General features: G+C 61.2%; 13 protein-coding genes. 6 read left to right on the top strand and 7 right to left on the bottom strand.

The genetic code is table 11. From position 1 onward, the window contains the following. Positions 1-12 precede the first annotated feature (12 nt). Both ACUTSC_RS23835 and fes read right to left on the bottom strand, forming a co-directional pair. Positions 13-219 (bottom strand): MbtH family NRPS accessory protein, encoded by a 207-nt coding sequence (locus ACUTSC_RS23835; RefSeq protein WP_197767166.1) that lies wholly within the window; start codon positions 217-219, stop codon positions 13-15. Continuing rightward, a complete protein-coding gene (fes, locus tag ACUTSC_RS23840; RefSeq protein WP_197767144.1) occupies positions 194-1,567 on the bottom strand; it encodes an enterochelin esterase in 1,374 nt (457 codons plus the stop codon). The genes ACUTSC_RS23835 and fes overlap by 26 nt, the downstream gene beginning before the upstream one ends. 284 nt (positions 1,568-1,851) lie before the next feature. Between fes and ACUTSC_RS23845 the strand changes: the two genes are divergently transcribed. After that, entirely contained in the window at positions 1,852-4,134 is a 2,283-nt protein-coding gene (locus ACUTSC_RS23845; RefSeq protein ID WP_103774170.1) for a TonB-dependent siderophore receptor, read from the top strand. Positions 4,135-4,193: 59 nt separating this feature from the next. On the opposite strand, the gene ACUTSC_RS23850 is transcribed toward ACUTSC_RS23845, so the two are convergent. The 3 genes from ACUTSC_RS23850 to ACUTSC_RS23860 form a co-directional block, all read right to left on the bottom strand. Next, complete coding sequence (locus tag ACUTSC_RS23850) at positions 4,194-5,426, bottom strand: hypothetical protein (RefSeq protein ID WP_197767145.1); 1,233 nt, start codon at positions 5,424-5,426, stop codon at positions 4,194-4,196. A 47-nt stretch (positions 5,427-5,473) separates the two neighbouring features. After that, the gene (locus tag ACUTSC_RS23855; RefSeq protein WP_197767146.1) at positions 5,474-8,383 is read right to left on the bottom strand and encodes a condensation domain-containing protein; all 2,910 of its coding nucleotides are present in this window, start codon (positions 8,381-8,383) and stop codon (positions 5,474-5,476) included. Positions 8,384-8,461: 78 nt separating this feature from the next. After that, a complete protein-coding gene (locus ACUTSC_RS23860) occupies positions 8,462-10,555 on the bottom strand; it encodes a TonB-dependent receptor (protein ID WP_103774173.1) in 2,094 nt (697 codons plus the stop codon). Between the two features lie 536 nt (positions 10,556-11,091). Between ACUTSC_RS23860 and ACUTSC_RS23865 the strand changes: the two genes are divergently transcribed. Then, complete coding sequence (locus ACUTSC_RS23865; RefSeq protein ID WP_103774174.1) at positions 11,092-12,702, top strand: condensation domain-containing protein; 1,611 nt, start codon at positions 11,092-11,094, stop codon at positions 12,700-12,702. A 64-nt stretch (positions 12,703-12,766) separates the two neighbouring features. Further along, positions 12,767-15,862 (top strand): amino acid adenylation domain-containing protein, encoded by a 3,096-nt coding sequence (locus ACUTSC_RS23870; protein ID WP_445653576.1) that lies wholly within the window; start codon positions 12,767-12,769, stop codon positions 15,860-15,862. A 42-nt stretch (positions 15,863-15,904) separates the two neighbouring features. Here ACUTSC_RS23870 and ACUTSC_RS23875 read toward each other — a convergent pair whose 3' ends face one another. Both ACUTSC_RS23875 and gltP read right to left on the bottom strand, forming a co-directional pair. Next, positions 15,905-17,248: a condensation domain-containing protein gene (locus tag ACUTSC_RS23875; RefSeq protein WP_445653577.1), complete on the bottom strand. Its 1,344-nt coding sequence runs from the start codon at positions 17,246-17,248 to the stop codon at positions 15,905-15,907. 274 nt (positions 17,249-17,522) lie between these two features. Further along, on the bottom strand, positions 17,523-18,839 hold the full coding sequence (gltP, locus tag ACUTSC_RS23880) for a glutamate/aspartate:proton symporter GltP (RefSeq protein WP_015376334.1): 1,317 nt from the start codon (positions 18,837-18,839) through the stop codon (positions 17,523-17,525). Positions 18,840-19,739: 900 nt separating this feature from the next. Here gltP and acs point away from each other — a divergent pair. The 3 genes from acs (at position 19,740) to actP (ending at position 23,750) form a co-directional block, all read left to right on the top strand. Further along, positions 19,740-21,698, top strand: coding sequence for an acetate--CoA ligase (acs, locus tag ACUTSC_RS23885; RefSeq protein WP_443003614.1), 1,959 nt, complete (start codon positions 19,740-19,742; stop codon positions 21,696-21,698). 91 nt (positions 21,699-21,789) lie between these two features. Then, on the top strand, positions 21,790-22,101 hold the full coding sequence (locus ACUTSC_RS23890) for a DUF485 domain-containing protein (protein ID WP_004930047.1): 312 nt from the start codon (positions 21,790-21,792) through the stop codon (positions 22,099-22,101). Next, positions 22,098-23,750, top strand: a complete 1,653-nt coding sequence (gene actP, locus ACUTSC_RS23895; RefSeq protein WP_445653578.1) for a cation/acetate symporter ActP — start codon at positions 22,098-22,100, stop codon at positions 23,748-23,750. Before ACUTSC_RS23890 ends, actP begins: the two co-directional genes overlap by 4 nt. Positions 23,751-24,163 lie beyond the last annotated feature (413 nt).

Consider the following 24,163-nt stretch of genomic DNA (forward strand, 5'->3'; position numbering starts at 1 on the left):
ACCTGGCGCCGGTCACGCCTCGCGTGCTGCGACCGGCAGAATGTCTTGCCAATGCTGTTCCAGCCATTCGGCGCACGCAGTGCGCGCCGCCGGGCCGAAGACGATCGTCCACTCGGACGGAATGGCGCGGAAATCCGGCCACAAACTGTATTGTTGTTGTACGTTGCGCAGCACCAGGCTGCGCTGCTGTGGATCATCGAACGGATTCAGGCTTTCCATCATGTGTTCCTCGTGCCGTCGCCGATGCCGGGTAAGCGGTGGCGAAAGCGGAAGCCCAGACCGCCTGCAGCCCGTCGGTCAGGCCGCTGCGCCAGCACAGCGCGTCGTGCCCGCCTTCCACCACCCGGTAGTGCACCCGATGGCCGGCGTCGCTCAGGCGCGCTGCCATTTCGCCGCTGACCCGGTGCACCAGCTTTTCCTGCGAACCGGCTTCCATAAATACCTTCAGCGCGCCGTGGTTGCCCAAGCCGTACCGTTCTATCTGCTGCATCAGCCAGCAGGCGTCGTCGGGAATGCTTGGCAGCTGCAGCATGTCGCGCCGCGGCCACCAGTAGGAACCGGACTGGGTGATCACCGCACCGAAACGCTGCGGCCAGCGCAGCCCGGCATACAGGGAGGCCAGGCCGCCAAAGCTTTGCCCCGCCACCACCGTATCGGCCGGTTTGTCGCTGTGCGGCGCCCAGTCGGCCAGCTGCGGCATCAGTTCTTCCTGCACCGCCAGCCAGAAATCGTCCTTGCAGGTTAATTCTCGCGCCCGGTGCGGCAGATCGATGATGTCGATCAGCACATACACCGCTTCCGGCAACGCCCCCTCGCGGGTCAGCTGCATCAGCGGCTCCCAGACCGGCATTTGCTTCGCCCAGAACTGGCCGTCGAGCAGGATAGCCAACGGACGCTCGGCCGGCTTGCTGTCGCCGGTGGTGTAGATCCAGACATCGCGGCTGTTGCCCAGGCGTTCGCTCTGCCAGGTATGGCGCTGCAAACGCGCCGGCAGCGGCGGCGTGCAGCGCCCGCTGGCGATCTCATATTCGTCGAACGAGCGCCATACCGGCTGCGGCGGCGCATCCGGCATGTGCAGACCGGAGACGCTGTGGCCGCTGGCGCTTTGCCAGGAGCGATACGGGTTGAGCAAATCGGGGGTGGCGCTGGCGAACACCTGGTGCCACCAGTGGCGCAGGTTGTGCATGTTGGCGTGCGCATCGTCGCCGCTGAACGCCGGCGGCCGCTCGTCAAAGCAAGGGATAAAGCAGTAGCTGCCGCGCCAGGCGCCACTCAGCTCGGTCTGCCAGTACCACACGTCGGTGCCGGCCAAACGCTGCAGGCTTTGCGGCGGATTCGGCTGATGATGGTCGGTCAGGCAGTTAATGTTGATCCACACGCGACGGTAGGCGGAGGTCAATTCGCATCCCTGAGGATCGCGCCAGAAAAAGGTGGTTCGCCAGCGGCCGTTACCCGCCGGTTCTACCCATGGCGTACCGCGTCGTGCCACCGTCAACCACCACCCTGGACTGCCCGCATTGCTGCTGGCCAATAATCTGCTGCTTTCTGACTGTAGTTCTGTATTCACAACGCCTACCCATTTTGTAGTTGGCGGCACCGGGAACGTCGACTTTTCCCTATCGCCGGCCACCGCCCGAACGCACTGTACGCCAAATACTATTGATAATAATTTGCATTTGCAATAGTGTGTAAGGCTTGGAGATCGTGCTGGTATTGCGCGCAACGGACAGGGATCGGGGATACATCAATGGCATCCCTTGCCGCAGCCGATTTTCTATTTCCGACTACACAAAAACTACAACCGCCCTTCCCCCCGTTCGGCGAGGGATGGCAGCAAGGTAGGACACTCAAATGAAAAGCAAGCTATCACGTTATTCTTTAGCCACTCTTATCGGCTTGGGATTGGGCGCGTCCGCGTTCGCCAACGCCGCGCAGCAGACCGACACCCCCACCACGGAAGAAAACAGCGGCACCACGGATAAAAAGCCGCGCGGCGAAGACACCATCGTCGTGACCGCCGCCCGGCAGAACCTGCAGGCGCCGGGGGTGTCCACCATCACCGCCGAAGAGATCAAAAAACGCCCGCCGGCGCGCGACATCAGCGAACTGATCCGCACCATGCCCGGGGTTAACCTGACCGGCAACTCCACCAGCGGCCAGCGCGGCAACAATCGCCAGATCGATATCCGCGGCATGGGCCCGGAAAACACCCTGATTCTGATCGACGGCAAACCGGCCTCCAGCCGCAACTCGGTGCGCCAGGGCTGGCGCGGCGAGCGCGACTCGCGCGGCGATACCGCCTGGGTGCCGCCGGAAATGATCGAACGCATCGAAGTGCTGCGCGGCCCGGCCGCAGCGCGCTACGGCAACGGCGCCGCGGGCGGCGTGGTCAACATCATCACCAAGAAGGCCGGCGATGCGCTGCACGGCTCGCTGAACGGCTACTTCAACGTGCCGCAGCACAAGCAGGAGGGCGCCACCAAGCGCACAGACTTCAGCCTGTCAGGCCCGTTGAGCGATTCCCTGAGCTTCCGTCTGTTCGGCGGCTACAGCAAAACGCAGGCCGACGCCTGGGACATTAACGAATCGCATAAGTCCGAACGCGTCGGCGCCTACGCCAACAGCGTCCCGGCCGGGCGCGAAGGGGTGGTCGATAAAAATATCGACGCCTTGCTGCACTGGGACTTCGCCCATCTGCAGTCGCTGGAGTTCGAGTACGCTTACGGCCGCCAGGGCAACCTGTACGCCGGCGATACCCAGAACACCAACACCAACGCCCTGGTGCAGAGCAACTACGGCGAAGAGACCAACCGCATCTACCGTGAAACCTTCGGCCTGACCCACCGCGGCGCCTGGGACAACGGCGTGAGCACCAACAACTACGTGCAGTTTGAGCGCACCCGCAACACCCGCCTGAACGAAGGGCTGGCCGGCGGCACCGAAGGCATCTTCGACACCAAAAACACCGGGTTCGGCACCACCAAACTGGACGACTTCCTGGCGCACAGCGAAGTCAGCGTGCCGTTTGAACTGGGCGTTGCCCAGACCGCCACGCTGGGTACCGAGTGGACCCAGCAGCGGATGAAAGACGGCACGTCCACCAGCCAAACGCTGATGGGCGGCACCATTCCCGGCATGACTACCGGTACGCGCAGCCCTTATGCTTCCGCGCATATCTTCTCGCTGTTCGCCGAAGACAATATCGAGCTGACCGACACCACCATGCTGACGCCGGGCCTGCGTTACGATCTGCATTCCGAATCCGGCAACAACTGGAGCCCGGCGCTGAACCTGTCGCAGGAACTGGGCGACTACTTCACGCTGAAGATGGGCATCGCGCGTTCCTATAAAGCCCCGACGCTGTTCCAGACCAACGGCAACTACCTGCTGTACAGTAAAGGCCAGGGATGTGCCGGCAGCGATACCAAAAACGGCTGCTACCTGCTGGGCAACGACGATCTGAAAGCGGAAACCAGCGTCAACAAAGAGATCGGGCTGGAATTCCATAACGAAGGCTGGCTGGCCGGCGTGACCTACTTCCGCAACGATTACCACAACAAGATTGAGGCGGGTAACTCTCGCATCGCCACCAGCAGCACCGGCACGGCGGTCTATCAGTGGGAGAACGTACCGAAAGCGGTGGTACAAGGGCTGGAAGGCTCGTTGAACGTGCCGGTCAGCGAGACCGTCACCTGGAGCAACAACGCCACCTACATGATCGAGAACAAGAACAAGACCACCGGCGATTACCTGTCGGTGATCCCGAAGTTCACCGTCAACTCGACCCTCAGCTGGCAGGCCACGCAGGAGCTGTCGATGCAGTCCACCCTGACCTGGTACGGCCGTCAGAAGCCGAAAAAGTACAACTACCAGGGTAAACCGGCCACCGGCGGCGAAACCCGCGAGGTCAGCCCTTATGCCGTCGTCGGCGCCAGCGCGACCTATGACCTGACCAAAAACGTCAGCCTCACCGCCGGCATCGACAACCTGTTCGACAAACGCCAGTTCCGCGCCGGCAATGCGCAGAACGTGGGCGATCCGAACACCGGCGCGATCAACATCGCCGGCGCGGGCGCGGCCACCTACAACGAACCGGGCCGTACCTACTACATGAGCATCAACACCCACTTCTGATGACATGATCCAATAACAAAGGGGCGCCACGGCGCCCCTTTTTTTATCTTTCCATTCCGTTACTTGGTATGCAGCTGAATGCGCACCACGCTTTCCGGCTTGCCGGCCTTGGTGGAAGCGCCGTCGTTTTTCACCGTCACGAACAGCGCGTCGCCTTTCGGATCCAACGCCAAGCTGTTAGGGTGCGGCGGCAGGTCTACGGTTTGCAGGCGCTTGAGCGTTTTGGCGTCGAACACCGTCAGCGTCCCGGCGCCGTGATCCACGCGCACGCCTTTGCGGTTTGCGACGTACAGCCGCTGGCTGCGCTCGTCGAGCAGCAGGCCGATCGGCACCTCATCCGTCAGCTCGCTGGCCAGCACCTTGCCGCTGTCCGCATCCAGCGCAAACACCCGGTGGCCGCTGCTGCGCTTCACGTAGTCGTGCCCCAGATGATGGTTGCGGTAGTCGTCGCGATCGATGCCCTGATCGACGCCCAACAGGCGATTGCTCGCCGGGTCATACACCAGGTTCAGCAGTTGATCGGCCTGCACTTCATGCGTGGCGGTGATCGCCAGCGTGTCGGCGTTCAGGGTGATCACCTGCCCCTGCATGTTGGAGACGAACACCCGGCGGCCCTTCTCATCCAGCGTGATGCCCACCGCGTTGTAGCCAAAGCCCGGGATCACTTTCTCCAGCTTGCCGGCCTTGGTATCGACCACGTACAGCACGCTGTCAACGCCGAAGCCCAGACCCGGCAGGAACAGGCGGCCGCTTTGCGCGTCATATTTAATCTCGCGGAGGCGGTACAGGTAGTCCTCGGTGATTTTAAACTTCTTCAGCTCCGCCAACAGGAAATCCAGACGCTTGCCGCTGATGCCCGCCTGCTTGTAAGCCTGCTCCAGCACCGCTTTGTCCAGCAGCTTGATGCTGCCCAGCGCGTGGTTGGTGGTGGTGTCCACCACCCCGACTTCGCCGTTGAAGGCCTGCGTCAGGTACAGGCGATTACCCGCGTCGTTCAGCGCCACGCCGAAGCCTTTCACCTGCAGCGGGATCTCCGCCTTGATCGCCAGGGTGTTGGGATCCAGCCGCAGCACGCGGGAGCGCGCCTCTTCCTTCCAGTCCGGCGCGCTGACGAACAGCGCCTGTTGCGAGGTGCTGTAGGCCATTTCCACCACCGTCGACGACAGCGCCTCGCGCTTGATGTCCTGCGGTTTGATGCCGGCATCGTCGGCCTGCGCGGTGCCGGCGACCACCAGAGAGGCCGCCACCAGCAGCGACAGTAACGCGCGCGGGGTTGCTAGGGTTCCAGACATCCTTTTATCTCCTTGAAAATCATGCTTTCGGTTAGAGTGAAACAACGTCATGCCTGCGGCCCGGGCGGCAGCGCCGCCAGAGCGATATCGCCAGCGATGTGCTGCGCAAACTGGGTAAAGACGTGCTGAACGCCGTCGGCGATCAGATTGGCCTGCTCCCGGCTGTAGTGGTCTTGGCGGTAGGTCATCATCACCCGTAGGGATTTCTTCCCGGCCAGATCGTCTTCCATCACCTCAAACTGCAGGCCGAGCAACGATTCGGCTTTCTCCGGCTCCACCTGACGGTAGGCGATCGCGCTGCCGTCCTGCAGCCGGAACTCGCCGTTCAGCTTGATGCGGCTGTGGATTTGGATGAACACTTCGAACATGTGGTTCTTGCGGTCGGCATCCACGCCGAACAGCCCTTCCTCCACCAGATCGATCGGAATGTCGGTATACGGCAGCGAGCCGTTGATGGTGTTTTTCACCTGGCTGACCAACCCGGCCACCGTCAGCCCCTCGTCGAAGCGCACGCGGTGCACCACCACGGTGGTGAAATAACCGACGGTATCGAAGAACTCGGCGTCGTTACGGCCGGAGGTCGAAGTGCCCACCAGCAGATCCGCCGGGCCGCCCAGCAGGCGCAGCGCCGAGGTAATCCCGGCATACACCACGTTGAACAGCGAAGCTTTGTTGCGGCGGGCAAGCTGATACAGGCCTTCCGCCACGACAGGATCGACCTCGAACTCCAGCCAGCCGCCGTTGACGTCCGCCGGTGCCGGCACCGCCGGGTGGGTGGATGCTTCTTGTCGGAAGATCGGCTGGCCGACCGGCGCGCCGCGCAGCGCATCGAGCCAGTAGTCCAGATGTTGCTGCTGCACCCCGGAGGCCCGCTGCTGCCGGGCGAAGGTGTGGAACTGCGGCGGTTGCCCACTCCACTGCGGCGCTTGGCCGACGACGCGATGGCGATAGGCGACGCCCAGCTCATCCATCATCAGGTTGAGCGACCATTCATCCAGCACCACATGGTGGAACAACAGCGACAGCAACTGCTGGCCGTTGTCCGCATCGCGCAGCAGCGTGGCGCGCAGCGGCAGCTCGGCGGCCAGATCGAACCGGTGCTGGCCGGCATCGGCCAACAGGGCGGCGGCGTTGCCCGCCGGCGTTTCGTGGGAGAAGCGGAACCACGAGTAATCCGAGAGTTCGGCGGCCGGCACCACCACCTGTACCACCTCTCCCTGCTGCTCGACGAAGCGTGAACGCAGCACGGTATGGCGAGTCATGACGTCGATAAACGCCTGACGCAGCGCCGTTTCGTCCACCGCATCGAAGAAGCGCAGAGAGAACGGCAGGTTGAAGATCTCGTCATGGCCAAAGGCTTCATACACCTTCCACAGCGATTCCTGCGCCAGCGACAGCGGCGCCTGCGCCCGATCATGATCGTCAGCGGTGGCCACCGCGGCATTCGGCTGCGCGACGTTCAAGCGTTTGGCGTAGCCCGCCAACCCGCGCGCCGTCGGATGGCTGAACAGATCGTTAATGTTGATTTCGATCTGATGCAGGCTCAGCAAACGGCCGATCACTCGGGTAGCGACCAGCGAATGGCCGCCGCGATCGAAGAAGTCTTCATCCAGGGTCATTTCCGGCGCCACCAGCGCCTCACGGAACTCCTGCAAAATCAGCGGTGCAACGCTTTCGTCCGCGTCACCGTTCGCCGCCGGCGCGGCCATCGCCGGGGAAGCGGCCTCAGCCGCTGGCAGTGCGACGACAATTCGCTGCCCGGCCAGGAAGGCGCTGAACTGCTCCAGCAGGAAAGGCGCCGCGTGCGGAGACAGGCGCGGGTCGGTGACCAGCTCCAGCGTCAGCGCTTCCGCCTCGGGCAAGCCCAACAGCAGCGCCAGTTCGAACGGCGTATGCAGCGGCGGCAGCAACAGGCGTTCGGCGTGAACGCCTTCCAGCCGCCACTCTGCGGCCAGATCGTCGCGCCAGGCCACCAGCAGCTGCGCCCGCTGCGGATCCGGCTGTTCAGTCACGGTCTGCGCCAGCAGCCGCTGCCCGATGCCGCCCTCGCCATGCTGCACGGTCAGGCGTATCAGCGGCGCCGCCGTCAGGCCCAGCTCCAGGCCGACGCACTCCGCCGTATCCGCCGCCGGCACGCACAGCTGCACAGCTTGGCCGCCGGCCTGCGCGGCGACGAATTCGGCAAACCGTGCCGCCACCGCCGCCAGCAAGGCCCGCGGCGTGTCGTTGGCGGGCAACAGCGAGCGCGCAATGCGCGTGACCACGCGCGCGCCCACCGGCGGCAACGCTTCAGCACGCTGCGCCGGGCTGCGATAATCCTGCAGCGAGACCGCCTGGCGCGCCCAGGGCAGCTGTGGCTCCGGGATTTCCGCCAGCTCGACCGGCTCCGCCGCGAAAGGCAGAGGCATCGCATCTCCGTTATAGCGGGCGGACAGCATCGCCGGCAGGTGGCGCCACGGCAGCGTTTCCGCCAGGATGTCATGCAAGACCACGCCCAAAATCACGGCATCGCCCGGCGTGAGCAACAGCAGGCAGCGCAGCGGCGCTTCGCTTTCCAGTTCAAATGGCGCCGCCTGCGCTTGCAGCAGGCGACAAATGGCGTGTTGCTCATCCGCCACCTGACGAAAACTCACCGGCAACGACGCCGAGCCGGCTGGGCGTTTCACCAGACCGTTTTCGTCATCAAAAACGTAACGCACATCCACGCCCGGCGTTTCCCGCACCAACGCCTGCAGCGCCGCCGTCAGTTGGGCGACATCCACGTCCCCCGTCAGGCGCCAGGCCAGCGCCCGCTGCCCGCGTGCGTCACCCTGCTGCAGATGGGCAAACCATGCCCGCTCTTCGGCTTCGCTCACCGGCCGATCGCCGTTCGCCGACGCCGCACCCAGCGCCTGAAACGCGCTCTCCAGCCGCTGGGCCTCTTCATCGCTCAGAATGCTGTCAAAATCACCGATCACTGCGTTATCTCCTTTGCCCGGCCGTGCCGGGATAGCGCATAAAACGGGGGACATTCGTCCCCCGTCATCGCGATAGCGTTAGAAATTCAGCTCAACCGCCGCGCCGACCATGCGCGGGCGCTGCTGCGTCGCGGTGTAGATATCGTTGCCGCCAACCATGATGCGGCGCTCGGAGTCGAACAGGTTTTGCGCAAACAGCGTGGCGCGCCCATAGGCGAAGGTGTAGGCCAGCTGGGCGTTAGCCGACCAGTAAGAACCTATACGCCCGCGCGAATCGTTGTCATACGCCGAGTAATAGGAGTCCGAGAATGCCACGTTAGTGCTCACTTCCCACCCTTTCAGGAACTGATATTTGGCGCCCATGTTGGCGGTGTAAGCCGGTGCGCGCGCCAGCTCATGCCCTTCCACGCCGCTGCCCGAGAACTTTTTGATCTTGGTTTTCAGCAGGCCAACGTTACCGAACAGCTCGAAGTCCCAACGCGGCTGCCAGGTGGCGCCGATTTCCGCGCCGTAGGTTTCCACCTTGTCGGCGTTGCGGATCACGCTGGAATTTTCACCCAGGTAATAAGGCAGCTGCATGTCTTTGTAATCGTTGTAGAACACGTTGCTGGTCAGCACCACGTTGGCGTCTTTCAGGTGATGGCGGGTGTACAACTCATAGTTCCAGACATACTCGGAACCGTAGGTGTAACTGACGATCGGGCTGCTGAGAGTAATGCCTGCACCGCCGGCGTTATAACCGCGAGCGATCTTGGCACCGTAGGTTTGGGTGTCCGTCGGTTTCCAGGCCACGTCCAGCTTCGGCAGGAACACCGTGTAGGTTTCGTCGAAGTCGATGCGCACCGCCTGGCTGCCGCCGTTGCGTTGGCGATGTTCGCGTTCCAGACGGCTGGCGGCGGTCACGTCCACCTGCGGCGTCAGCGCATAGGTCAGCTCAGCGAAGGCCGAGTTAGTGTCGGTTTTATCTTTAAAAGTCGCGCCGCCGAAGATATTAACGAACTCATCCTGCTTGGCGTGGAAATAACGCAGCCCCGCCAGGCCGTGCAGGCGGCTGTCCGCGCCGCCGAAGCGCACCACCGGTTCTACGTGCACCTCTTTACCGCCGATGTCGGCGTACGGCAGCTGATAAGCCGTGGCGCGGTTAATGTTGAAATCGGTATAGATAACGCGGTTTTCCAACGCCAGGCCATCGGAGGCCTCCCAGGCCAGATCCCAGATCCCGCTGTTCACATTGCTTTTGAACACCGGCCGACGGATGTCGTGACGCGCACTCGCAGGATGCGGCTGCGGGTTGAGGCTTTCGTTCTGCGGTGCGGTGCTGCCAAAGTGGTTAAAGGTCAGCTTGGTGGTCAGATCGCGCAAACCGGCCGGGTTGAACAGCAGCTTGGCGCGAGCGGTGGTGGCCTCCACTTCACGCGGATCGCCTACCGGTTCATAGGCCGGCAGGTCAGCATCGCTGCGGCGACGCTGACGATCGACGCTGACGCGGAACGCCAACTGGTCTTCCACCAGCGGGCCGGACGCCATGGCGGCCAGTTGAGAGGAGTGCTGATTGCCGGCCCCGCCCTTAAAGGCGCTTTCCCATTCGAAGGTCGGGTCTTTACTGGCCATGACGATGGCGCCGGCGATAGCGTTGCGCCCCTGAATATAACTTTGCGGGCCGCGGAACACTTCGACGCGATCCAAATCCCACAGCGATTGCGGTCCGTAGGCTTGTTCGTTATAGGTCAGCGAACGGCCGTCCAACGACAGATTGAGGCGCGGCCTGGTGCCGCTGAGGAAAGCGCCGGCACCGGTGGTCGGGCCGGAGCCGTCAACGCCACGCACGGTTGGCAGATCGTTGCCGATGCCGACATCCACCACGTTGGGGGTCATGCGCAACAAATCGGGAACCTGTGTCGCATTAGGCATAGAGGAGATGCGGTTGCTGTCGAACACTTCGACGCTGGAGCCGGTGTCGAAAATGGAACGTTTCACCTTCTCACCGGTAACCAGCAGCGTTTCCGCGTCCTGGTAGGTTTCGTTGCTTTTGGTTTCCGCCGCGTTGACGTTACCGATCGCCAGTGAACAAACCCCTAAAAATACGGAGGAAAACGCCCCAAGCGCTTTCATCCCCGCCTTTTCCCCGTTTCCTACGCTTTCATGCCGTTGAGCCGCAAAATGCTTGCCCATAGATGTCTTCTCCTTTCATCCCAGAGGTGCACAAAATTTGATTTTTTTTTTACACAACCTACATCGACACTCACACAGACCATGACGCTGCGGCCTTCCCGGCCTTGCTGTTGCTTATCCCTGCGGCAAACCCATGTCTTGCGCGGCCAAACGGGCGCGGCCCCGTCCACGGCCAAGCCGCCGGCGAAGCGGCCGGCAGCTTGTATAAAAACGTAAAATAGTGTTAAGAATGATAATATTTTGCATTTTCTAATGCAAATCATTATCAACAAAGATGAGGGGCCGAGCACGCAAACAGCCAGAAGGCCTTATACTTTTGCAGGTAAAACACGCGCTGCAATAACAAGCAATCGTTGCAATGCTAAGAATAATATAAATAAATTATTCACACTCAACACCATCTGCGCCATCCACCGCTAAAACCCCTTATAGATAGCACCTCCGCGCCAAATGGATCAAATAATAATAATTTTCATTCCTATTAACATTTGGATATATTCTTGCAGTCTCGTTGGCTGAATCAAAATGGATACCCGATGAAAGCTTTAACCACGATGCAGGCCGCCTATTGGGTAGGCCGACAGTCCGCTCCTCCTCTCGGCGGCATGGCCGCCCACCTGTACGCGGAATTCGACGGCGGCGAACTGGACATCGCCCGGTTGCGCCAGGCCGTCGATGCGTTGTACCTGCATCATCCGCTGTTACGCCTGCGCATTACCGATGATGGCCGCCAGACCATCGTGCCTCCCGGCCCCCGGCATACTTTGCATCTCGACGACTGGCGGCACGCCGATACAGCGACGCTGGCGGCCGCGCTCGCCGCCAAACGCCAGGCGAAAAGCACCCAGTTGCTGCCGCTGGAACAGGGCGTGCCCTGCGATATCAGCCTGAGCCTGTTGCCGGAAGGGCGCAGCCGCCTGCATGTCGATCTCGATATGATCGCCGGCGATGCCATGAGTTTTCGCCTGTTGATGGAAGATCTGACGGCGTTTTATCACCAGTGCCCACCGGCCCCCTCCCATGACGCGCTACCAGCCTACTTCGATCATCTCTCACAACGCGACGCCGACGAGGCGCTGCGCCAGCGGCGTGAACGCGGCCAGCGTTGGTGGCGTGAACGCCTGGCGCAAGTGCCACCGGCGCCGCGCCTACTGCGCACGCCGGACCGCTGCCGCAGCGATCGCCTGGCCATACAGCTGGACGCAGAGGAAAGCCGCGCGCTGGAGAACGTCGCCAAACGGCACCACACTTCGCTCTCGACGCTGTTTCTCGCACTGTTCGCCCTGGCCGTCGGCCAGGGGTGGAACATGACGCGCTTTCGGCTCAACGTGCCACTGTTCCACCGCGAGAGCGAACGGGAGGACGCGCATCGCCTCATCGGCGATTTCTCTAACCTGGTGCTGCTCGGCGTGGAGCTGAACCCGACGGAAAACCTGAGCGCCTTCTGCCGGCGCCTGATGACCCAGCTGGCGGAGCTGATCGAGCATGCGGATTACCCCGGCGTGAGCGTGATGCGCGATCTCTCGCGCCTGCACGGCAGCCTGCAGCCTTCGCCGGTGGTGTTTACCGCCGGTTTCGGCATCCGCGGCAAGACGCTGTTTTCCGAACGGGTCACCGACACCTTCGGCCGTCTCGGCTGGGTCATCTCTCAGGGGCCGCAGGTGGCGCTGGATGCGCAGGTCGCCCACGTCGACGACGGCATTCTGATCAACTGGGACGTGCGGCTCGACGCGTTCCCCGAGCAGGTGCTGCCACGCCTGCTGGCCTGTTACCGGGCGCTGCTGCACCTGGCCGCGCGGCAAACGGCGGCGTTCGATCGCCCGCTGTCGCAGTTGCTGGCGCAATGCACGCCCGACGCGCTCGCGCAGCAGGCGCCGGTGCGCCAGGTGCTGCATCGGCTACTGACGCGGGTGGCCCCCGAGGCTAGCTTGCACGACCACGACGATATCCGCCGCTTGGCCTTGCCGGATGCCGGGGTGAACGCGCTGCTGACGGTGCTCAACAAGTATCTGGCGGCGGCGCTGACGGCGCAGGATCTGGCGGCGCACTCCTCCCCTGCGGCGCTGGCGGCGCTGATCTGCCAACGCTCGCCTGAGGCAGGAAGGCATGCGAAAACGCTGCTCGCCGCGCTGGCGCCGCAGCACTGAGATCGGTTTCCGGGCGCGCGGCGCCCGGCTCGTTTTAATCGGTTAGCGACTATAGGGAAGTACCATGGAGACAGCATTAACCGCACTGCAGCAGGCCTATCTTCTGGGCCGCAGCGATCGATGGCCGCTCGGCGGCGTGGCGATGCACGACTTTCGCGAATACCGCGCCCGGCAGCTGGATGTACCGCGCCTTGAAGCGCGCCTGACCGAGCTGGTACAGCACTACCCGGCGTTGCGCACCTGCATCGATGTGCAGCGCGGCACGCAGCACGTACGCCCGGAGGTGACGCTGCATCTGGATCGTCACGATCTGCGTGCCCTTGATGGCGAAGCGTCGCAGCGGCAGGTCGAACAGCTGCGCGAGCGATACTCCCACCAGCGCCACGATCCGAGCCAACCGCTGTGGCGCATCGCCGTGATCCAACGGGCCGAACAGCAGGATCCGACGGGATCGCCGTACGATACGCTGATCTTCACCAGCTTCGATGCGTTGATCCTCGACGGCCAGGGGATCTCCACCGTGATCGCTCGCCTGTTTGACGATCGCCCTCTGGCGCCGACCGCCGCTGCGCTGCCGCCCCCCGCCGCACCGGCGGCGCAGCGGCAGGCCGATGCCGCCTACTGGCGCGAAAAGCTGCAGGATGTCACCACCCCGTCGGCATTACCGTGGCGCGCCCCGCTCGCCAATCTCACCTCGTCACGCTATCGCCGCGCCAGCCTGACGCTGCCGCACGATACGATAAAACAACTCGGCCGTCTGGGATCGCCGCATGCGCTGCTGCGTAACAGCCTGCTGTCGGCGCTGATCCTCGATACGCTGGCCCACTGGACCACCGACGGCGAGCTGTGCGTCGGCGTGCCGGTGGCATTCCCCGCCGCCGACGGCGCCTTGGGCAACGCCTCCAGCTTCGTGGCGGTGCGCTATTCGCGCCACGGCGAAGATTTTATCCAGCGCGCGCAAGCCCTGCAGGACGACGTGCTCGGCGCGCTCGACCACCTGACGTTTTCCGGCGTCGATCTGGCGCGGCAGTTGCTCGGCCAAAGCCAGGGCGGCCCGGCGCTGCCGGTGATCCTGACCAACTGTCTGGGCTGGGAAACGCTGCCGGCCGAAGCGCCGGTGCGCTTCCACGACGGCCTGACCCAAACGCCGCAGGTCGCCATCGACATTCGCCTAACGCTGGACAGCGAAAAAAACCTGCAGCTGTGCGTGGACTACGCCGAGCAGGCGCTGCATGGCGAGCAGGTAGAAGCCATGCTGGCGGCGTTGCAGCGACGCATCCTGCATAGCTGCCAACGGGCCGACCTGGCGATCGCACCGCGGGACTTCATCGATCTGGCGCATTACCGCCACAACGACAGCGAAGCGAATTACACACCTTATCCTTATCTGGCACAGCTGGCCGAGCGGCTGTTCGGCGCGCAAGACGGCGGCAACGCGCTGATCTGCGGCGAACAGACGCTGACCTACCGCGAGCTGGGCCAGCGGATCGCCACGGCGATCGCCAATCTGCAGAGCCGCGGCGTGCAGCCGGGCAACGTGGTCGCGCTGTATCTGCCGCGTAGCCCGGAACAGATCATCCTCAGCCTCGCCTGCGCCCTGCAGGGCGTGATCTGGGTGCCTGTCGATATCAACTCGCCGCCGGAACGCACCGCCTATCTGCTGGAGAACTGCCGACCGACGCTGGTGGTGCACGGCGGCGATCTGGAGACGCCCATTGGCGTGACGCCGGCGACCCTGCTGGCACCGACGGATCGCGCGCCTGCGCTGCAGGATGAGCAGACGCTGGTTGAACGCAGCGCCAGCCAGGCCGCGAGCTACTACCTGTATACCTCCGGTACCACCGGTAAGCCCAAATGCGTAGTGCTCAACAACCGCGCCACCGCCAACGTCGTCCACCAGACCCAGCAGCGCTGGGCGGTCACCGCCGACGACGTCTTCATTTCCGTCACGCCGCCGCACCATGACATGTCGATGTTCGATCTGTTCGGTTCGCTGTGCGCCGGCGCCACGCTGGTGCTACCGGCGCCGCATCAGGAAAAGGACGCCATCAGCTGGAACCAGCTGGTAGAAAAGCATCGGGTCACCCTGTGGTGTTCGGTACCCGCGATTCTGGAGATGCTGCTCACCTGCAAAACGGCCGACAGCCTGCGTTCGTTGCGCCTGGTGGCGCAAGGCGGCGACTACATCAAGCCGGCGACGGTACAAACCCTGCGTACCCTGCGCCCGGATCTCGCGCTGTTCTCGCTCGGCGGGCCAACCGAAACCACCATCTGGAGCATCTGGCACCCGATCGCCCCGCAGGAGAACGGCACCGTGCCTTACGGCCGCCCGCTGCCGGCCAACCGCTACTTCATCTGCCATGACGACGGCAGCCACTGCCCGGCCGGCGTGGTCGGCCGCATCCATACCGCCGGGGTCAACCTGGCATTGGGCTACCTGGAGCAGGGGGAGCTGAAGCAGCACGATTTCGTTACCCTCGAAGGGCCGGATGGGCAACCGCTGCGCGCTTTTCGCACCGGCGATCAGGGCTACTACCGGGCGGACGGCAACATTATGTTCGCCACCCGGGTGAACGGCTATGTGAAGATCCGCGGCGTGCGCGTCTCGTTGCCGGAAATCGAAGACGTGCTGCGCCGCCATCCGGCGATCCAGGACATGGTGGTGGTGGATTACCCCAGCGGAGAGAACAACGAGGCGGCACTCGGTGCCCTGTATCTGACCCGCGACGGCAAACCGCTGCCGCTGTCCGAGATCCGCGCCTTCGCCACCGGCTATCTGCCCTGTACCCATATTCCGACACGCTTTATCCATGCCGAGGCGCTGCCGCTGTCCGCCAACGGCAAAACCGACCGCCATCGCATCCGTGCCGACCTGAGCCACCAGCAAACCGCGCCGGCGCTGAACGCCTGTGCGGCCCCACCGCCGAACGCGCCTTTGGCGCGCAGCGCAGAGATCCTGACCATTTACTGGCAGGCGATCGGCGTGGTGCCGCGCCCGGAATGGGGAGAAGAGACGGCATTTATCGCCATGGGGCTGAAGCTGCCGCATATCAAACAGGTAGCGGAACGCCTCAATGACGCTTTCGGCACCCGTCTGGTAAGCAGTTCGCTCCTGCCGTGCAAGAACGCGCGCGAAGTGGCGGCGTTGCTGGCCAGCTGAAACCACACCACTCGGGCGGGGTCATCCCCCGCCCGTATTTTATCAGGCGGGCAACGCCGTCAGGGCCGCCAGCGGTTGCTCCCAGGCTTCCCGCTGCAGCGCGCGCATCAGAAACTCTTGCAGTGCCTCGCCATAGTCCAGCGCATCCTCGGTCGGGAACTGCTCCAGATAGATATCGATATCCACCTGCAGATCGCGGGCATCGGTGCGGCCGCGATAAGTCAGGTTAAAACCGTCGCCCGAGCCGCCGGCCAATACGCTGCGGGTGCCGCTACAGCCGCTAAAGCGGGGCGCATCGAAGGGTTGCACATTGATGAAGGGGGAAATAAAGAAGCGCGAACCTGGCTCCACGCCGCGATCGGCGGCCAGTTGGCGCAGGCGGTAGCCGGCATGGCTGCGCAGCTCCCGCAGCAGCTGCGCCATCATCGTCAGAAAATCTCCCAGCGTCGCCGAGGGGGGCGGCGACACCAGCAGCGGCAGAGTGTTGACCGCCAACGAAGGCACGTTGGTGGCGGCTTGCCCGCGGCGATTCATCGCCGGCATCCACATCGGCAGCGTATCGCCTTGCCGGGTGTCGCGCGGCATCACCTGAAACAGCCAGGCCGCCGACAGCGCCACCAGCAAGTCGGGCCAATTGATGCCGCTGCGCTCCGCCAGCTGCGCCAGTCGTTGCGATACCGCCGCCGGCAGCCGGTGGTGGGTGCTAAGACGCCGCACGCCATAGGCCTCACCGCCCTTGCGCACCGTCGGCAGCGCCTGCGACAGCGGCAGATAGGTCTGCCAAAAGCGCCGATCGCGCTCGCATCGCTCAGAATCAGCGTAGGCCAGCTCGGCCTTTTGAAAGGCGTCAAAGGCGCCCAGGGGCATACCCGCGCTGCCTTCACCCAAATAGTGCGCATATAACGCGGCGCAGCGGTGTTCAATTAGCGCCATACCGAAACCATCAACCAGAATATGGTGCGCACGCACATACCAGAGGTAGCGCTCCGGCCCCAGCTTGAGCAGCCAGGCGGCGGCTAGCGGCTCGCTATGCAGCGCCCGGCGCTGCGCGATATCTTCGCGCATCAGGTTTTGCGCCGCCTGCCAGGGATCGCCGTGCGTTTGCAGATCGATGCGTTGTAATGGCGGTATGCACTGTGGATCGTGCCGTAACGGCGGAGGAGCATCGCCACGCCGCTCACCAAAGCGCAGGGCAAACGCCTGCGTCTCGGCGAGGGTGGTGGCGATCGCCCGGCAGAGCGTCTCTTCCTCTACCGCACCGCACAGTTCGGTGCAGTGTGCGACGGTGGACAGGGTCTGCCCGGGGTGCAAGGTGTGTTCTTCCCAGAAATCAAGCTGCGCTGGCGCCAGCGGCAACCATTCAGAGGCCAAAGCGGTGTCCGACATGTTACCTACCTTTGATAAGCCCGAATAAAGACGCCGAACGGGCGTAACCCGCCGTTCAACGGCTTTTGCGTGTCTCCATACATCATCAAATGAAAATGATAATAACATCTATTATCATTTCTATTAATTTGGTAACACTTTAGATTCTGTTAAGCGGGGATGCAAGTCACGCAGTAGGGACGGAGGAAAGAAAGTGACGGGTAGAAGGCTCATAAAAGCAAAACGCCCCGGCACAGCTGCCTGGGGCGTTTTTAACGTCGGCGAGACTCGGTGATTAGGCCTGATTGGCCGGTTTCACCTTCTGCGCCAGAAACTCCGTTTCGTAGGCCAGCGCCTTCTTGCGATCGAACTGGTGTTCCCACTTGGCGATCACCAACACCGCCAGCGCGTTACCCACGACGTTCAGCGCGGTGCGCGCCATATCCAGGATACGGTCCACGCCGGCGATGAACGCCAGGCCTTCCAGCGGAATGCCGACGCTGCCCAGCGTAGCCAGCAGCACCACGAACGAGACGCCAGGCACGCCGGCAATCCCTTTCGAGGTGACCATCAGCGTCAGCACCAGCACGATCTCCTGCCCCAACGACAGCTCGATGCCGTACAGCTGGGCAATAAAGATAGCGGCGATGCTCTGGTACAGCGTCGAGCCATCCAGGTTAAAGGAGTAGCCGGTCGGCACCACGAAGCTGGTGATCGACTTGGGCGCGCCGTAAGCCTCCATCTTTTCGATGATGCGCGGCAGCACCGTTTCCGAGCTGGCGGTGGAATAAGCCAGGATCAGTTCGTCTTTCAGGATGCGGATCAGCGTCCAGATGCGCAGGTTGCACAGCCGGGCGACCGCCCCCAGCACCACCAGGGCGAAGAACGCGATGGCGAAGTACACCAGCACGACCAGCTTGGCCAGCGGCAGCAGCGAGGCGAAACCGAAGTTGGCTACCGTGACCGCAATCAGGCCAAACACCCCGATCGGCGCATAGCGCATGATCATATGGGTGACTTTGAACATGCTCTCGGACACCGCCTTGAACACCTTCAGCAACGGCTCTTTGGTCTCTTTCGGCAACGACGACAGCCCCAGACCGAACAGCACCGAGAAGAAGATAATCGGCAGCATGTCGCCCTTGGCCATCGACGAGAAGACGTTCGACGGGATCAGCGACAGAATGGTCGCCACCAGACTGTGCGAACCGCTTTGTACCTGTTCGGTGGTTTTCTCATACTGCGAAATGTCCACCGTGGTCAGCGTCGACATATCGATGCCGTGGCCGGGCTGGAATACGTTGGCCAACGTCAACCCCACCACGATGGCAACGGTGGTGATCACTTCGAAGTAAATAATGGTTTTCAATCCGATGCGGCCCAGCTTTTTCGCATCGCCCACGCCGGCAATACCGACGATCAGCGTGGAAATAACGATCGGTACCACAATCATCTTGATCAGACGAATAAAGATATCACCCGCCGGGCTGAGAATATTACTCACCAGCCACTCACGAGATTCGGTCTGGTTGTGCAACACCGCGCCAACAATAATACCCAGTACCAACGCGATCAGGATTTGCCAAGCCAGGCTAATTTTTACACTTTTCATACCCAAAAAGTCCTCAAAGACTCTTTTCACCGTACAAAGTCGCAACACGGCGAAAAGAATACTTAATCATTTATTACAGGCTTATGTTAATTCAGTGGAAGCGTTCACCGGCCCTGGGTGCAACGCAGTATAAATCTGTATCATCCGGGTGGCATGCTCTGCAAGCCTTGATTTGTCAGGGTTGAGCGCTGAATCGAATCACAAAAATTTCGCGTTACTATTTCGAATGACATAATTGATTGTTATTAAAAACATAATTTTTCATACAATGAAGTACATAACCGCGCCGACGACGTTTTTTTGAACGCGATTAAAATGCGTTATTTTTCGTCCATTTTGCATATTTAGTCCGCATCAAATGTTTATATTTTGTTACTTAAAAGTCAAACAAATGAGAATTTGCCGAGTGACGCTTCCCTCCATAAATGCAGCGCCGCTTTATATTGCGATTAAAAAACGAACGATATCGCAGCGTGAATACCCCAGGGTATCACCCGAAATTTCATCAAGAATTAAAGGTTAATAAAACGTTATTTCATGATGTGCCGTCCACCGTTATATCGCGTTAATACCAACTTCGAATATTAATAGCGAAAAATAATCCAAAAAGATTTATAGCGAGAAATAATGCAGATGTTTCCCACGCTATTAATCACGAGGCAAATAGCCTCGTCTTTGTTTATTCTTTTTTGTTCTTTAGATAAGTATTTTTGGCTAAAAACACGGGTTTATGATGATTTAAACGCCAAAGAGATAGATACGTCCTGCAAATGCGACAGAACGATTACAAATCAATATCTTTGTTGCGTGATCTGCCGCGCAAAAAAGAAACAAAGAATCGTAGCAAACTATACTTAACCTTCAGTTGACATATCATTAACAACTTCAAGGAGAAAAGCTATGAGCCAACTGCATAAACACGCTATTCCTTCTGCAATTGCAGAACGCGCCCTGATTAATCCGGCACAATACCAAGAGTATTATCAACAGTCGGTTCAAGACCCAGAGGCCTTCTGGGGTGAGCATGGCAAAATCCTGGATTGGATTAAACCCTATACCAAAGTCAAAAATACCTCGTTCGATCCAGGCCATGTCAGCATTCGCTGGTTCGAAGATGGCACGTTGAACCTGGCGGCCAACTGTCTGGACCGCCATCTGGCTGAGCGCGGCGAGCAGACCGCCATTATCTGGGAGGGCGATGACCCGACCCAATCCAAGAAGGTGACTTACAAACAGCTGCACCATGACGTCTGCCAGTTCGCCAACGTGCTGAAAAAGCTCGGCGTGAAAAAAGGCGACGTGGTGGCTATCTATATGCCGATGGTGCCGGAAGCGGCGGTCGCGATGCTGGCCTGCGCGCGCATCGGTGCCGTACATTCGGTGATCTTCGGCGGTTTCTCGCCGGAAGCGGTCGCCGGGCGCATTATCGACTCCAACGCCAAACTGGTCATCACCGCCGATGAAGGCCTGCGCGCTGGCCGCGCCGTGCCGCTGAAAAAGAACGTCGACGATGCGCTGAAAAATCCCGGCGTGGTCAGCGTGGCTAACGTGGTGGTGTTCCAACGCACCGGGAAACCGGGTTACTGGCAGGAAGGGCGCGATCTGTGGTGGCATGAGCTGACCCAGGGCGTTTCCGCCGACTGCCCGCCGGAAGAAGTGAACGCCGAAGATCCGCTGTTTATCCTGTACACCTCCGGCTCGACCGGCAAACCGAAAGGCGTGCTGCACACCACCGGCGGCTACCTGGTCTACGCTGCGATGACCTTTAAATATGTGTTCGACTACCACGACGGCGACATTTACTGGTGCACCGCCGACGTGGGCTGGGTCACCGGCCACAGCTATCTGCTGTACGGCCCGCTGGCCTGCGGCGCCACGACGCTGATGTTCGAAGGCGTGCCTAACTATCCGGGCGTCAATCGCCTGTCGCAGGTGATCGACAAGCACCAGGTCAACATTCTGTATACCGCGCCGACCGCCATTCGCGCCTTGATGGCCGAAGGCGACAAAGCGATCGAGGGCACCCGACGCGATTCGCTGCGCATCATGGGCTCGGTCGGTGAACCGATCAACCCGGAAGCCTGGGAGTGGTATTACAACAAGATAGGCAACGCAAAGTGCCCGATCGTCGATACCTGGTGGCAAACCGAAACCGGCGGCTTCATGATTACCCCGCTGCCGGGCGCCACCGAGCTGAAGGCCGGTTCCGCCACGCGGCCGTTCTTCGGCGTGCAGCCGGCGCTGGTCGATAACGTCGGCACACCGCAGGAAGGCGCCTGCGAAGGCAACCTGGTGATCGTCGATTCCTGGCCGGGCCAGGCACGTACCCTGTTCGGCGATCATGACCGCTTCGAGCAAACCTACTTCTCGACCTTCAAAGGCATGTACTTCAGCGGTGACGGCGCTCGCCGCGACGAGGACGGTTACTACTGGATCACCGGCCGCGTCGACGACGTGCTGAACGTCTCCGGCCACCGTCTGGGCACCGCCGAGATCGAGTCTGCGCTGGTATCACACCCGAAAATCGCCGAAGCGGCGGTGGTCGGCATTCCTCATAACATCAAAGGCCAGGCGATCTATGCCTACATCACGCTAAACCACGGCGAAGAACCGACGCCGGAGCTCTATACCGAAGTGCGCAACTGGGTGCGTAAAGAGATAGGGCCGATCGCCACGCCGGACGTGCTGCACTGGACAGATTCGCTGCCCAAAACGCGCTCCGGCAAGATCATGCGGCGTATCCTGCGCAAAATTGCCGCCGGCGACACCAGCAACCTGGGGGACACCTCCACGCTGGCGGATCCGGCCGTAGTCGACAAGCTGTTGGAAGAAAAACAATCAATGAAAGTGCCGTCATAATTTACGCCGCTTCAGGCCGCTCATTCGGATAACGTGCCGTTGAGCGGCCCTGGCGCGGCGTACTCTCTCAATACCGACTGGAGACACTCTGATGAATGACACCATTTATCAAGGGATTGAAGAAAACCCGCGCTTTAAAGAACTGGTGAGAAAACGCGGCCGGTTCGCCTGGCTGCTTTCGCTGATTACGCTGGCGCTGTACGTCGGCTTTATTCTGTTGATCGCCTTCGATCCGCAATGGCTCGGCACGCCGATCGCCGCCGGATCCACCATCACCCGCGGGATCCCGGTCGGCGTCGGGCTGATCGTGATCTCTTTCGTCTTGACCGGGATCTACGTGTTTCGCGCCAACGGCGAGTTCGATCGTCTCACCGCAGAAATTTTGCGTGAGGTGAAACAATGAAGCGCTTATTGTCCGCCGCTGCACTGCTGTTGCTGCCCGGTCTGGCCCATGCCGACGCCATTGGCGGCGAGGTGCATCGCCAGCCGCTGAATATCCAGGCGATCGTGATGTTTATCCTGTTTGTCGGCGCCACCCTGTACATCACCTACTGGGCGTCCAAACGCACCCGTTCCCGCCAGGACTACTACACCGCGGGTGGGCGCATCACCGGCCTGCAAAATGGCCTGGCGATCGCCGGCGACTTCATGTCCGCCGCTTCGTTCCTCGGTATCTCCGCACTGGTTTACACCTCGGGTTATGACGGACTGATCTACTCCATCGGCTTCCTCATCGGCTGGCCGATCATTCTGTTCCTGATCGCGGAGCGCTTGCGCAACCTCGGCCGTTATACCTTTGCCGACGTCGCCTCTTACCGTCTGCAGCAGAAACCGATCCGCACCCTGTCCGCCTGCGGCTCTTTGGTGGTGGTGGCGCTGTATCTGATCGCGCAGATGGTCGGCGCCGGCAAGCTGATCCAGCTGCTGTTCGGGCTCAACTACCACGTGGCGGTGATCCTGGTCGGCATTCTGATGGTACTGTATGTGCTGTTTGGTGGCATGTTGGCCACCACCTGGGTGCAAATCATCAAGGCGGTGCTGCTGCTGGCCGGCGCCAGCTTTATGGCGCTGATGGTGATGAAGTCGGTCAACTTCGACTTCAATACCCTGTTCACCGAAGCGGTGAAAGTGCATCCGAAAGGCATCGCCATCATGAGCCCCGGCGGCCTGGTGTCCGATCCGATTTCCGCGCTGTCACTCGGCCTGGCGCTGATGTTCGGCACCGCCGGTTTGCCGCATATCCTGATGCGTTTCTTCACCGTGAGTGACGCCAAAGAAGCGCGCAAGAGCGTGTTCTACGCCACCGGTTTTATCGGTTATTTCTATATCCTGACCTTTATCATCGGCTTCGGCGCCATCTTGTTGGTCAGCGCCAATCCGGCGTTCAAAGACGCCACCGGTGCGCTGCTGGGCGGCACCAACATGGCGGCGGTGCACCTGGCCAATGCCGTTGGCGGCAACTTCTTCCTCGGCTTTATCTCGGCGGTGGCCTTTGCCACCATTCTGGCGGTCGTTGCAGGCCTGACGCTGGCCGGCGCCTCGGCCGTTTCCCATGACCTGTACGCCAGCGTGATGAAAAACGGCAAGGCAACCGAGCGCGACGAACTGAGAGTATCCAAGATCACCGTTGTGGTGCTCGGCATTGTCGCCATTGCCCTGGGGATTTTGTTCGAGAAGCAGAACATCGCCTTTATGGTCGGGTTGGCGTTCTCTATCGCCGCCAGCTGTAACTTCCCTATCATCATCCTGTCGATGTATTGGTCGCGTTTGACCACTCGCGGCGCGATGATTGGCGGCTGGCTGGGTCTGTTAACGGCGGTGATTCTGATGATCCTCGGCCCGACGATCTGGGTGCAGATCCTCGGCCATGAAAAACCGATTTACCCGTATGAATACCCGGCGCTGTTCTCGATGATCGTGGCCTTTGTTGGTACCTGGCTATTCTCGATCACCGACGGCTCGCTGGCCGGGCAGCAGGAGCGGGAACGCTTCCGGGCTCAGTTTGTCCGTTCGCAGACCGGGCTGGGCATCTCTCAGGGCAGCTCGCATTGACCGAATAATAAGTGAAAAAAAGCAAACACACCCTAATCAAAGGCCCTTCGGGGCCTTTTCTCTGGCTGTTTATCGGAGAGAAGCAGGGAAAAGCAGCGTAGCTGCGCTTTTTGGCGTTTTACGCATAGCAAAAAGCCCTGAACGTCAGTTCAGGGCTTTCGGCTTGGTTTGATGCCTGGCAGTTTATGGCGAGCGTCCTGCCCGCCCCCCTTCAGGCCGTTGCTTCGCAACGTTCAAATCCGCTCCCGGCGGATTTGTCCTACGCAATTCGTCTCATCCTGAGTCCCCCCTCCGGGGCCGCCGCGAGCGGCGTTAAGGCCCATCGGGAACGGGCCTTTCGCATGCCCATGCTCGAGCAGAACGCCAGATAACAGACAAAACAAAAAGCCCCATGCTTTCGCATGGGGCTTGTT

The sequence above is a fragment of the Serratia sp. TSA_105.2 genome (assembly GCF_052692115.1).